General features: G+C 60.0%; 8 protein-coding genes and 1 pseudogene. All 9 read right to left on the bottom strand.

All coding sequences use genetic code 11. The annotated features are described in order from the left end of the window. Positions 1-6 precede the first annotated feature (6 nt). Entirely contained in the window at positions 7-1,119 is a 1,113-nt protein-coding gene (locus KR541_RS22040) for a porin (protein ID WP_089489679.1), read from the bottom strand. A 161-nt stretch (positions 1,120-1,280) separates the two neighbouring features. Further along, on the bottom strand, positions 1,281-2,567 hold the full coding sequence (locus KR541_RS22035; RefSeq protein WP_080334347.1) for a L,D-transpeptidase: 1,287 nt from the start codon (positions 2,565-2,567) through the stop codon (positions 1,281-1,283). Between the two features lie 374 nt (positions 2,568-2,941). Then, positions 2,942-4,369 carry an MFS transporter gene (locus KR541_RS22030; RefSeq protein WP_050016278.1) on the bottom strand — a complete coding sequence of 476 codons (1,428 nt, stop codon included), beginning with the start codon at positions 4,367-4,369 and terminating at the stop codon, positions 2,942-2,944. Between the two features lie 442 nt (positions 4,370-4,811). After that, positions 4,812-5,255 (bottom strand): Imm30 family immunity protein, encoded by a 444-nt coding sequence (locus tag KR541_RS22025; protein ID WP_160300525.1) that lies wholly within the window; start codon positions 5,253-5,255, stop codon positions 4,812-4,814. Positions 5,256-5,653: 398 nt separating this feature from the next. After that, positions 5,654-5,848 (bottom strand): annotated as a pseudogene (locus KR541_RS37060) (RHS repeat-associated core domain-containing protein); the annotation flags it as partial. A 68-nt stretch (positions 5,849-5,916) separates the two neighbouring features. After that, positions 5,917-6,447, bottom strand: a complete 531-nt coding sequence (locus KR541_RS22015; RefSeq protein WP_235356268.1) for an imm11 family protein — start codon at positions 6,445-6,447, stop codon at positions 5,917-5,919. A 147-nt stretch (positions 6,448-6,594) separates the two neighbouring features. Beyond that, complete coding sequence (locus tag KR541_RS22010; RefSeq protein WP_176016379.1) at positions 6,595-7,371, bottom strand: SMI1/KNR4 family protein; 777 nt, start codon at positions 7,369-7,371, stop codon at positions 6,595-6,597. A gap of 574 nt (positions 7,372-7,945) precedes the next feature. After that, positions 7,946-8,539 (bottom strand): DUF1963 domain-containing protein, encoded by a 594-nt coding sequence (locus KR541_RS22005; protein ID WP_176016380.1) that lies wholly within the window; start codon positions 8,537-8,539, stop codon positions 7,946-7,948. Between the two features lie 11 nt (positions 8,540-8,550). Beyond that, positions 8,551-13,194 (bottom strand): RHS repeat-associated core domain-containing protein, encoded by a 4,644-nt coding sequence (locus KR541_RS22000; RefSeq protein WP_216089783.1) that lies wholly within the window; start codon positions 13,192-13,194, stop codon positions 8,551-8,553. Between the last annotated feature and the right edge of the window lie 53 nt (positions 13,195-13,247).

The raw sequence follows: 13,247 nt of genomic DNA, 5'->3' as shown, positions 1-13,247 counted from the left end.
GGGCGCTCAGAACACGTGCCGGACGCCGAGCGTCGCCATCATCTGGCGCGTGCCGGTCGAACGCGCATACGCGAAGATCTGCGCATGGTCCGCGTCGCCGGCCGCCTGCTGCGCGATCACCGTCAGCGCGACGTCGGTGCGTTTGGACAGGAAGTAATCGGCCTGCAGGTTCACCTGATGCCATTTCGGACGCTTGTCGATCACGTCGTACTTGCCGTTCGTGAACGCATACGCGGCGCCGAGAAAGAGTTGCGGCGTCATCGTGTAGACGACGTTCACGCCCAGGTTCTGCAGGTGCAGGTGCGAATTGTCGAGGTAATCGTAGCGCACGTCGGTGAACATCGCCGCGAACTGCGCACGGCCGATCGTGTAGAAGCCGCCCGTGCCCGCGATCCGCTGCCGGCTTGCGTATGCGGCCGGCGACATCGCGCTCTTGCTGAAGATCAGCAGCGGCGACGCATAGTCGTTCGCGATCGCGCCGTTCTGGTTCGTCGCGCTGTACGGATGGTTGTACTGCGCATAGACCACGCTCCAGCGCAGCGGGCCGCGCTCATACCCGAGCCCGAAGCTGTACGCGCTATTGTTCGCGAAACCGGTCGTATTGCTGAAGCCGTACAGCGCGGTGAACTTCAGCCCGTAGTAGACGGGGCTCACGTACTTCACCGAGTTCTGCACGCGGATGTCGTTGTAGCCGTTGTCGTTGTCGCCGATGTTCACGCCGTTGCTCGCGATGATCACGGGCCCGATGTAGTCGTGGATCGCATCGTACTGGCGACCGAACGTCAGCGAACCGTAGGTGCGGTCGGCGAGCCCCACGTACGCCATGCGCCCGAACTCGCGACCGTTCTGCGCGGCCGTGCCCGTCATCACGTTGAAGCCGTTCTCGAGCTGGAAGACGGCGGACAGCCCCTGCCCGAGATCCTCCTTGCCCTTCAGCCCCCAGCGCGGGTTCTGGTTCGTGCCGGACAACGCCTGCCACGCGTTCTTGCCACCCTGGTTCGTCGCGAACCCGACACCGGCCGAGATGAGACCGTACAGCGTGATGCTGCTTTGCGCACCGGCATGGGTCGCGAAGGCGCCGAGCATCGCGAGCGGAGCGAGCTTGTAGAGAGTTTTCATGCGGGTCGTGTGGTCGGTGGTGGTCCAGGCGCGGCAGGGTTCCGCGAAACTGGACTCGACTATACGAACCCGGATCGGATAATAAAAGTTTGCTTTCCTTATATGTCAATAAAACGGATTTATTCTCATCCTTGCGCATTCCGCTGTCGGTGAACCGGCGCTCAGTCCGCCGTGTCGCCGCCCTTCGGCAGCTTCGACCACGCGCCGCGCCCCGGCATCGGTGACCAGGCCGGGCGAGTCTTGCGGGCGCTATCGATCACGACCAGGTAGCGGCCCGCGATCGGCGTGACGTCGCGATCGCGACGCAGCACCCACAACGACTTGCCGGCCTCGACGCGTGCCTGATAGTCGTCGTCGAGCAGGCCGTGCTGGTCGAGGAACGTGTTCAGCGAAGCGGGAATCCGCACGCAGCCTTTCGAATGCCGGATGCCGAGCAGCGCTTCGAGCCGATCGGGGTCGGTCGCATGCATCTGGAAGCGCATCGGCGACACGCCACCCTTGCCCCAGCCGCGCTCGCCATCCACCCAGCCGAAGTCGTAGATGCGCATGTCGCGGTGGCCGTAGCCGCGAATACCGTTCTCGTTCGTCGTGCCTTCCGCGCGGAAATCCATCGTGTCGGGCGAGTGATGAAACACGCCGAGCGGTGTCAGGAAATGGTCGTACTGGCCCGGCAGCCCGGTGCCGACCGGCGATGCGCCGATCATCAACCACGCATTGGCCGGCGTCGCGCGGAAATAGATGAACAGCGCCTGCACGTTCGGCGCGCGATCGACCATTACGACGTATTCGCCGGCGAGATCGCCGAGATCCGCATCGGCGAGCGCTTTCTGAAGGCGGTCCCCGTACGCGCGCTGTTCGTTCGCTGGCACGTTCAGACGTCGCGTGACTTCCTGCGTGAAGCGCTTGCGCATGTCGAGCGCACGGGTCGTCGCGTTTTGCGCCTCCTCGACCGACAGCGGCGGATGCCGGCGCGGCGGAGTGGGTGGAGGCGGCTCGGCCTCGCTGGCGGGCGTGCCGGATGCGGCCGATGCGGGCGCGGCGGCCGACGCGGCGGAAGCCGCGGATGCCCCCGATGTTGCGCTCGCGGATTCCGCGTGATTCGCGTGTGACGCGGCGGATGTTGGCGCGGCAGCCGATGCGCCCGACACTGCATGCGCAGATGAAGCCGGCGGCGTGCGGGACGCCGCTGAAGCCGGCAACGCAGTGGACGAAGACGGCGCAGCGTCGGACGCGGCAAAGGCAGGCTGCTCGGCGAGAACGGAAATCGACATCGCGACAGCGAGCCACACGTATGCGGCGGCTGCACGTTCGAGGCAACGCGGCTTCGCAAAGCGCCGCGCCAGAGGGGCAAGAATCATACGTTCGAAGCCATCGGCCGATCCGGCCGCCGCATGCTGCTGGTGCGAGCGGCGCATCTTCCGCGCAAGCCATCGACACGTCCGGCGCATCGTGCGCGCCCGGCGCCGACGCCTCTTCGCGGCGGAGCCGTCGCTGTGCAACGCGGGCGCTCCGATGGCGGCTAATGAGTCGTCAGGCCCTTCATTCTACTCGTCGATACGCGAATCGGCAGCGACCGGAAGCGCGCTTTTACGTGTAATTGCGCTTCGTCACGCTTTGTTTCAACTCGCTGCCGCTTGAGCTTTCGTTGCGTGGCAGGCTGGCGTGTTGGATGTTTTCGGCGCGCTTGCGTGTTTCATGCGGTTCCGATATCGCCTCGCAGTTGATTTGCATCCCAAATCATTTCGACGATGGCGAACACCGGAACGCAACCGCACCGCACGCATGCCGCACGAACCGTGCGACACGCATGCGCAGATGCCGACTACTTCGAGATGGTTTCGAGTGCGATGCCCTTCGTGCGCGGCCCCATCCCCCCGATCGCGGCCATCACGATCACCATCGCGCCCGCGATGAACGCGAACACGCCGAACGTGCCGAAACCGCGCAGTACGGCGGCGATCACGAACGACGAGAAGATCGCCGAGAAGCGGCTCCACGAATAGACGAAGCCGACGGCCCGCGCGCGAATCGACGTCGGGAACAACTCGGCCTGGTATGCGTGGAAGCTGTACGACATGATGTTGCTCGCGAGCGTGAGGCCGATGCCGAGCACGATCAGGAACGCGCCCACCGTCGTTTGGCTGAACAGCAGCCCGCAGACGACGATCGCCGCCGCCATCGCGACGATCACCGACTTGCGCTCGAAGCGGTCGGCGATCACGAGGCCGATCAGCGGGCCGATCGGCGCCGCGAGCGCGATCACGCTCGAATACATCAGGCTCGACGTGATCGTGATGCCCTGCTTGATCAGCAGCGTCGGCACCCAGTTCGCGAAGCCGTAGAAGCCGACCGTCTGGAACACGTTGAAGATCGTCATCATGATCGTGCGGCTGCGATACGGCGGCACCCACATGTCGCGAAAGCTGCCGCGCGGCGGCACGGGTTCGGCCGGCGCGGGCGGCGGCAGCGGCCGCCCGTATTCGGCCTCGACCTTCGCCTCGAGCGCGCGCATGATGCCGTCGGCTTCGTCGACCCGGCCCTGCTGCGCGAGCCAGCGCGGGCTTTCCGGCAATTCGCGGCGAATCCACCACACGAACAGTGCGCCATGCGCGCCGATCAGCACGACCCAGCGCCAGCCGTCGAGGCCGAACGGCGCGTGCGGCACGAGCAGATAAGCGAGGAACGCGACCACCGGCACCGCGACGAACCCCACTGCCTGCTCGCACGCGAACGCACGGCCGCGTATCTGCTTCGGCACGAGTTCGGAGATGTACGTGCCGATCGTGACCATCTCGACGCCGAGGCCGAGACCGACGACGAAGCGCCAGAAGTTCAGACCTGTGGCCGTGTCCTGGAACGCCATCACGACGTTGGCGGCCGTGTACCACAGCAGCGACCACGTGAAGATCGCGCGGCGGCCGAAGCGGTCGGCGAGGAAGCCGCACGCGATCGTGCCGATGAAGAGTCCCGAGAACAGCGCGGCGATGAAGCTCGCGACGCCCGTGGTGCCGAACAGGCCGTGCGTCGTCGCGGACAGGATGCCGCTTTTCACGAGGCCGGGCGCGACATAGCCGCTGTAGAGCAGGTCGTAGAGCTCGAAGAAGAAGCCGAGGCTCAGCAGCACGACGAGCTTCCAGACGCTACGCGTCGGCGGCAGGCGGTCGAGACGGGCCGAGATGGAGCCGGGGTCGATCGCGGCGGGGCGCGCGGCGCCTGCTGCCGTGAGCGGGTCGGGCTGGGTGGATGCCATGGTGGCGAGTCTCCGGATTCTTGATTGTCGTTGGCGCCAGCAGAGGAAACTGGCGAGCGGCTTCGCGCATTTTAGCGAGGCGCGTGCGGGAGCACATCAATCGGGTGATGGCGGGGTGGGCCGAATGTCTTCGGAGCGGTTCAACGGGCGGTTTCGCGATGAATGTCTGAACGAGCACGGGTTCATCTCGCCCTTGCCCTCACGGCTACACCACTTACATCCGGGCCAAATATTTCGAAACTCCCCGATACTCAGACAAGAACTCTTCCGAGTTGATAAACGCAATAACCGCACGCCTTTCACATAATTCAGCAGCAGCCGGGAATCCCCATAATCAACCTCGATTCCAGGCAGAGTGACCATCCATTGATTTTGCGCATTTTTTTAGCAGGTAACTGCCACACTGCCCGCCAACCAGCAAATCAACACGCCATCAATATATTTAATTTAATTTAGACAGAACGAATGATGCCCTCTCTCTGATTTTCTCGGAGGCATCCTGCTCCATCGCGGCAAGCCGATAAACAATTTCTGCGCCGCCGGGTGTATGCTTGCTCTGCTTTAGATGATCAATCAATACACCCCGAGAATGATCACCATTCAGTAGTCGATAGATGAACGTATCCAGCCAATCAGACGCAGTTGCTCTCATATCCGGGGCTACCTGCATTAAAGCATCGACAACTAAATTTATATCACCACCCTCTATTAAATGAAGAAGACCATACATGACTTCTTCATTTCTAGTTCGGTCAATAAATACAGAAAGGAGATCCACAAGGTCCCCCTTCGATAAAACGTCAGAACTAAGAGTCTCAAGCACCCCATCGAATACGGCAACTTCATCCGGGGATTCAAGTTGACGAACACGCAGCAGATCTTCCAAGCAATCTTTTTTCATAATCCCTTCCCAAATGTCGACGGATACTGAGCCTTGTTTTGAGCAATAACTTTCTGCAGCCCAGCACGAACTTTAGACGTATAACAATTTTGTCGCTGGTAAATTCGTCTAGCATCTCGAATATCCTGCGCCAACATATCCCTAGGCGCCATCGTTAGATCAGGGGTTGTCCCATAAGAACTAGTTTGACGATGACGTCCTCCGGTCGGAGGCATTTCCATGTTAATAGACACACCGTCGCCGCGCGTATAACCTGGCACAGCAATTCCCTCCATATACGCATCAGATGGAATGTGATGCGGAGTGAGATTGTCACCCGTTGATCCGGCTCTCTTCAAATCCCTGTACTTTCCGACGTCTCCTTCGCCGGGAAGCAACGACGGGCAACAGCATCGTGTAAGCCCTGTGGGATCGGTCCACTGAACGGGGTTAGGCGCATATTGATACGCATTTAACCCGCCAACCAGACCAATCGGATCCCTGCTGACAAAGCGCCCAAGAACAGGATCATAGTACCGATACCGGTTATACCTCAGCCCCGTCTCCGCATCCTCCTGCTGCCCCTGGAACGAGAGGGGCGCCTTTCCGTGCTGCATCAGGTTGTGGCTCAGGTGGAACCGTCCGGGCACTGCCGGTCAGTTCGGCATCAACTGACCGGTGGGATACCAGTAGTGAATCTCACTCCTTTCTTCGTGGCACGCAAAACAGCATCGGCCAATTGATCGCCGACGACAATGTATGTCGGGGAGTCGTATTGCCGGCCAATGCCATTGGCTGGGAAATCGGGGCGCAAGACCATCTTTTTGAAACCGACCTTAGCGTCAGGAAATCCCGAGACTTTCACCATTATCGGCTCTGAAGCATCGTGATCAACCACGTCAACTTTCCTAGTCGGGTTGAGAAGAAAGTACGGGCCATCAATCGCCTCTCCGTTCGATCTAACGACAGCCGGGATGAACTGAACATCATCGTCATTCGCCAGTTCTTCAATCGCAACACGCACCGCTTCACTTACGAGCGGAATCAAGATGTCTGACCAGATGACGCCGTAGTCTCGAATCTTTGACAGCCCTTTCTTGGGAAGCTCGAATAATAAGGGATCGAGTCTTGCGAGGCGCTTTGCCTCCTGCAACTCGAAGCGATCCACCCCATTTTTTGCCTCGTCGTAGAGTGCCATCCGACTTTCCGGATAGTCCGCCTCCGTGGTCCAGATTTTCGTCATACTTCCCCGCTCAGGTCGGACACGCCCATGGTCGATGGTTCTGCCTTCAGTAGCCTTATCGGATCTTGACTGATCAACGACTTCAAGCAGGCGGCCTAGAGTTCATCTTTCGCCAAGCGTCAAGCCTTTGAGATTCACCAACAAATCGGTCAGTGAGTCGGCCGATCTCTCCAGAAATTTCGGGTTCATCACCCCCATTCCTACTTCAAATACCTCTCCGCTGGAATTGATCAAAATTGCTTGACCACCACCATCATCCCCGATCATGAAATATCCAGGGAGGCACTTCTGGACTTCATAATCGACATTCCGCTCCGGCAAAATTTCTATCTCATGCAGAGCCAAGCAGCCCATCGAATTTAGCCCGTTGGTGATTTGGAGAAGGTCAACGTACTCTTTAGGAAAAGACAACCCGACCTTCGCCTCCGCAACATGAATCTGACTAGTGGTCGCTGGAATTCTCAGTTCGAAATGTTGACTAAGATACGCTTTATTTAGCATTGAAAGCCCCCCCAAACAGTCTAAATACGTCAAATTTTTCCGTATCGCTCGTCTCACGACACTTTCTGGAACACCGGCCGCCCCCATCTGCCGGGCGGCCTCGTTAAACTCAGTCTGTACATCCGTATTGAAGCCGTTTTGATTTCGGAATGCCCGCTGCATACCGGAGATTTGGGCATGGATGGAGCCCGAAGTGCTCGACAGCAAAACCGCCGGCGCAGCTCGTGAACTATAGTCCCCGTTAGGAAACATCTGTTGCTTCGCCCATTCCTGCTGAATCGGATGATGTGACTGCACCACCCCCGTCGGCAACCGTATTCGTGTTACTTGGCGCGCGATTCGCTTTGCGGCTAAGGTTGCCGTGTTGATCTGCGTCATTCACGCGATAGCCGCCGGGGCCGGCGGCACGCCAAACCAAGCGGGTCAATCCAGGCGATCGGGTCCTCGACGACCGAGGCCAAGGAACCTAGTCGACTCACGTTGATCTGCCGCCTAAAAAACAAAGGCCGCTTACTCGGCCTCGCACTAAAAATCTCTCTAAATATTCAATCAAGACGTGGCAATAAATGCATCAGATTCGCTCGCCAGATGCCCAGCAACGACTGCCTCGACGGCCATCTCTTTCGCGAAGCTATCGATAATAATCAACTTTACCTTCTATATAATGGGTAAATACAGAAATCATCATTTTTGATATTTAGGCCAAACCATATTCCTGGAAGATTCATCAGCTGAACCAGCGGCTAGCCACTGATAGACATCGGCCAGCGGACATCGGTCGGAAGATAAGCTCTCCAACCGACATATACGTTGTCTTGGCCGCCGCTCTGGGGGGAACTAATTCCTGACACATCAGCCCCCCCTTCCGTCCCGACTGATCACAATGTGGATCAGATCCTTACAGACGAATCGACCACCACAATATCAAACTTCCCTGTAATGCGAGCCCGCTCTACGACGTCTGGATAATGAACACTCCCGCGTCTGGTCCCTCATGATCAAGATCACTTTTCAGAAGCAAGTAGCCGACCCCACCCACCAGAATGCTCTTGTGCGTGGGCGCGGCTTTGTTTAGACGTGAGTTGTTGAGTTGTAGGACATAAATCATCCCGTCTCTTTCTTCCTCATCCTGCACCCACGCGGGAATACCTGCGATTTTTGCAATGCCATTTTCTTCGCTGTCGTCAGCGGGGTTCTGCACGACGTCAATCCGCTTGGGCGGCAGAATAGGGCTTCCGTACCGGTCCACCGAAATATTGCTAGGACGATAGGCCAATGCGACCCCACCTTCGCTCATCGCGCTATCGATGTATCCGTCGTCTGTTAGCGAGTATGGGGAAAAGATGGACACCACCAAGTCGCTCTTCACACGGAGCCCAGACACATATTTGCAGAGAAACTCGGCAGGAAAGGTAGCCAGATGAAGCAACGGAGCACCGTTTGAATCAGCCGGCCAATTGAACGCTCCGGGCAAAAAGGGGCTCCCTCCGAAATAGGCCACGGATGGGGTTGGCTCCCCGTCAACAAAGATCAATTCATTGAACATCTACGATCCTCCTAATTACATGGACATGGGCACCGAGACAGGAAGCGTCCCGCTTGCCTTCGAAGTTCGCGCGCACGTGCCGCAGGAACACCTGCCTGGCGCAAGGCCCCTTGCCAAACATCCATCTGGCGCTTCGTAGGCAGCCCGTTCTCGCCGAATTGAAACTCATCTCGACCAACCCCCAGATGGAGGGCCGCTAACGCGTTCTCATTCTTGTGAACTTCCGTGTGCATCGGACGCGGAAGTGCAATCGACGGATTCGCTTTATTGCGTACCCCCTCAGGGGTAAGTCCCATCTGCTCCAAAGCCTCATTCCGAACAAACTCGTGTGCGTCCAGCTCGTCTCGAGCGTTTGCCTTTCCAGTCAAGCCTCCATAGCTGCCAAGTTGGCACTTTCTTGCCAGCCCGAGCGGATCAATCCACTGCCCCGGATTGGGTGCATATTGATAGGCATTTAACCCGCCAACCAGACCAATCGGATCCCTGCTGACAAAGCGCCCAAGAACAGGATCATAGTACCGATACCGGTTATACCTCAGCCCCGTCTCCGCATCCTCCTGCTGCCCTTGAAACCGAATCGGGTTCCTCGGCTCCACGCCCGCCGCCTTCGACGCCCGCGCAATCACTTCCCGCGCCTCGCCCCAGGCCCGATACGACGCCTCCCACACCACCTCCCCCACCTCGTCCGTCATCAGCAACGGCGTCCCAATCTGGTCGCAGTGGTAATAGAACAAATGCGCGTCCGACTGTCTTTCCGGCACACGTTGCAGCGGGTCCTTCTCCGGCACGTACGGCTCGCCCTCCTGCCACACCGGCGTCTGGATCCCCGCGACCGGTTGCGCCGTCACATATTGCGCAAGCGGAACGAACGTTTCCGGCTCGTAAACGTACTGCGTCGCACCGGTCTCGTTGCTTTCGTACGCCAATTGATCGCCATCCCACCCGAACACCGTCCGCACGCCATCCACGTCCTTGCCGATCCGGCGCCCGAAGGAATCGTAGAAATACCGCGCCTCATGCTGCCGCCCGGCCTCCTCGACACGCGCCACATGCAACCGGTTGAATCCGTCCCACTCGTATTCCTGCCGCCCCACCGGTGATCGCTTGCCGATCAGGTTCCCGCGCGCATCGTATTCGAAGTGCGTACCCGCATATTCCTTCAACAGATTCCCGAGCACGCGCGGCACTTCCGCCGGCAATGTGCTGTCCACGCTGTCCGGCACAACCGGACTCGCTTTCACGGCCCCCGGCGTACGAGCGTGCCGGGGACTACCGGGGTCAATGATGTTGCTTGCCGGGTCGAAGGCGAAAGTCTCGGTACCGAGCGGCCCGATCGCCGCGATGAGGCGGCCAACCGGGTCATAACGATAGTTGATCAACCCCTTGCGGCTGTCCTCGATATGCTCGAGCTGCCCCACGGCATCGTACCGATACCGGCGCTCGGCCAATGCGGCAGGCGCATTCGCTCGCCGAATGGCCTGCCGGGTGATTCGTCCGGCCGGATCGTACTGCGTCTGCTGCCCGACCTTGCTCGACAGCATCCGCCCGGTTTCTCGATGCAAATCGTCGCGCTCGAACTGGATTCGCTCCTCACCATCGAGCACGAGCCCGTGCACGTGACCCGACCCGTAGATCAACCAGTCCAGCACATGACCATCGGGGCGGACGGTCTTGATCCGCGTGCCGATTTCGTCGTATTCGTGATGCCACACATAGCTGCGCGATTCACCGAACAGCCGATAAGCATGATGTTCGCGCACCAGATTGCCGACCGAATCGAAAAACATCTGCGTCCGGCTGTGGCTGTTAAGCGCCTCGATGAGTCGCCCGCTGGCGTCGTATGCGAATCGCTCCTTGCTCGCACCCGAGGTCCGGCATACGATGCGGCCGGCCTGATCGAATTCGAGTTCGGTCACCTGCCCGCCCTCGTCGATCTTCACCGGCTGCAGCGTGCCCTCGCTGTATCCGTATGTGGTCCGCTTGCCGTCGAACCCGATCTCTTCCAGCAATCGCCCCGCTGGATCATAGTGAAATTGGTAGGTCGCGCGATTCGCATCGGTCAACACCGTCAAGCGACCGAGGCGATCATAACGATAGGCGAGCGTGTAGCCGAGCGCATCGACGCGGCTGGCCACACGCCCCGCGACGTCGTATGAAAAACGCGTCATGCGCTCGAGCGGATCGGTATGGGACAGCAGACGGCCTTCGGCATCGTGCGTATATCGATAGGTGCCTGCCGGAGACGAGATCTCGCTGACCGCCCCATTCGGGCCGTACCGGTAAACCGTGGCATTGCCAGCCGCATCGATCGACTGCGCCAGTCGCCCGTCGGCATCGTAGCGCCACTTCGTCACCTTGCCCGAGCAGTCGGTGTACTGAAACAGTTGTGCCGCGTCATCGTAGACAAGTACCTTCGTACCGCCCTTCGCATCGACCATCTTGACCGGCATCCCGGCGGCGTTGTACGCATACTTCGTCTCGTGCCCGAGCGGGTCCTTCTGCGCGACCAGATTACCCGCGTCATCGTACGAGCGCTCCCACTCATATCCTTCGGGATCCTTGAGACGAACGAGTTGATCGCGGTCGTCGTAACCCATCTCGACCACAGCCCCGTCGACGCGGTAATGCTTCGTCATGTTCCCGCGTGCGTCGTAGTCCATCTCCTCGATGCCGCCGTCGCGATGAACATGCATGACCAGGTTGTTGTCCTGGTCGCGCCGCATCCACTCCTCGGTGCCATCCGGATACGCGATCCGGTACATGTATCCGCGGATGTTGTAGTAGTACCGCGTGACGTTGCCCAGTGCATCGGTGACATAGGTCAGGCGGATGTTCGGGTGCCACATGAGACGAATGTCGTGGCTGCCGTCGTCGGCATATTCGCGCACGCACCGAGCATTCGTGTTGTCGTCGCGCTCCGCCCCTTCCCACTCGAGGTTCATGCCGCGGCCGGTGCGATCGGTATAGCGCGTGATCAGATGACGGTCGTAAGCATACTGGCGCACGTTGCCGTAACGATCCGCCGCACGCACGAGATCGCCGTTCTCGTCGTACTGGTATTGGGCAAGCGTGGTGCGCGTGTTCGCGTCGACGATCTGCTCGATCGTTGCGATACGTCCGCGGCTGTCGTGGCGAAACGCGAGCGTATGGCCGGCCGAACTGACGAGCCGCGCCAGACGATTCGCGTCATCGTAATCGAGCGCGATCGTATTGCCCGCGCGATCCTTCTGCAACGCGAGGCGGAACGAATCGCCGCGCTTCTCGTATACGTGCAGTAGATCGTGACCGTACGCGACCGTCGTCCACGTGTCGTCGAGCCGGCTCAGCGTCACACCTTCCACGCGGTCGTCGTGAACCGCACCTGCCGCGAGCGCCGGATATTCGATGTTGCGGCCGGTCGAATCGCTGTAGATCCATTTGCCGTCCCGAACATCGATGCGCGTCATGTACGGCGAGAGCCAGCGCGCGCCCAGTTCGCCGGCATCGTATCCGGCCAGCCGGGACCGATAGACGCGTATCCAGACGACGGGCATCGCACCCGGCAATTCGAAATCGGCATGAGAAAACGTCTCGTCGCCGAACGCGTAGCTGATCGAACCGCCCGACGCACCGACCCCGCACTCTTCGCAGTGGTCGACACCCGAGCCCTTCGCTCTCGTCTCCTTCTTCGTCGCGGCAAGGGGCACCTGCGGCCGCTGGGCCGTCGCTTCCGTCGTGCCCTGCGATTTGATGGATGCGGCCCGCATCGCGTCGCGCTTGTGCCGCAACGCGTTGACGAGCTTCAGCAGCAGCCACATCAGCTTGCCTTCGTCGCTGCCCTTCAGCTCGTTGATCTTGCCGACCACCACCGGAGCAAGCGTGCGCAAGGACACGGCAATCTGGCGAATCGGTGCGACGTATTCCTCCGAAATAAGCCCGGTCGCCGTGCTGGTCGCGGCGTTGGCGCCGCGCTTGACGAGCGCCGTCCTGGACTCGGCCAGATATCCCCACGCCCCCGTTACCAGATCCTTGCTGAACCATCCGCTCTTCTTCATCTGTTGACGATACTCGGCGGCCCGCCGCTCGTTCTCCGCAGGATCGAACAGTTGCCCCGCCAACACTGCATCGATGCCGTCCGCGAGACTCGTCAGGATCTCCCGGGCTTTCGCCGCGCAGTGGTCGATCACGTCGTTGAGCACGGCCTGCAGCTTCGTCAGGAAATCCTCGATCTCGGTCGCGCATGACGCCTGGACATGCGTGACGACGATCGATATGAGCGCGGCGCCGATATCGCGCTTGTGAATCAGGATTTCATTGCGAATCAGCGCCAGCAGCGGCCGCGCCGTGAGACGCATGGGCGCCAGCACCGGCGGAAACGGAATCACGCCGATCAGGTTGATCGCGAGTCCGAGATAGTCGAGCAGTTCGCCGCCGCGCTTGCGGATGATCGAGACGATGTCGGTGAGCGCATCGGCCAGCGCCATCAGGTTGTTGAGCACCGGAATCATGCTCGCGACCGTTTTCAGTCGATCGACGTCCACGTAGCCATGCGTCACGCTGATCAGCCACGCGTTGAAGCCTTCGCCAGATGCGACGACGTCGTCCGGATGAACATCGGTCAACCACGGGGTGGCCTGCTCATACTCCGCGCCCGGAGGGAGTTTTTGATCTGCCATGCTCTCAGGATTCTTCTGGTTGTTCGGCTTTCGACGTGCGGCGACGGCCTCGC

The sequence above is a fragment of the Burkholderia sola genome (assembly GCF_905400185.1).
GTDB classification, from domain to species: domain Bacteria; phylum Pseudomonadota; class Gammaproteobacteria; order Burkholderiales; family Burkholderiaceae; genus Burkholderia; species Burkholderia sola.
The sequence above is the reverse complement of the archived record's forward strand: the minus strand, read 5'-3'. Positions and strand labels throughout refer to the sequence as shown.

Excerpts from the sequence above, each read along its gene's own strand:
- KR541_RS22035 (WP_080334347.1), bottom strand. The coding sequence starts at position 2,567 with ATGCGCCGGACGTGTCGATGGCTTGCGCGGAAGATGCGCCGCTCGCAC.
- KR541_RS22040 (WP_089489679.1), bottom strand. The coding sequence starts at position 1,119 with ATGAAAACTCTCTACAAGCTCGCTCCGCTCGCGATGCTCGGCGCCTTC.
- KR541_RS22005 (WP_176016380.1), bottom strand. The coding sequence starts at position 8,539 with ATGTTCAATGAATTGATCTTTGTTGACGGGGAGCCAACCCCATCCGTG.
- KR541_RS22010 (WP_176016379.1), bottom strand. The coding sequence starts at position 7,371 with ATGACGCAGATCAACACGGCAACCTTAGCCGCAAAGCGAATCGCGCGC.
- KR541_RS22030 (WP_050016278.1), bottom strand. The coding sequence starts at position 4,369 with ATGGCATCCACCCAGCCCGACCCGCTCACGGCAGCAGGCGCCGCGCGC.
- KR541_RS22015 (WP_235356268.1), bottom strand. The coding sequence starts at position 6,447 with ATGGCACTCTACGACGAGGCAAAAAATGGGGTGGATCGCTTCGAGTTG.
- KR541_RS22000 (WP_216089783.1), bottom strand. The coding sequence starts at position 13,194 with ATGGCAGATCAAAAACTCCCTCCGGGCGCGGAGTATGAGCAGGCCACC.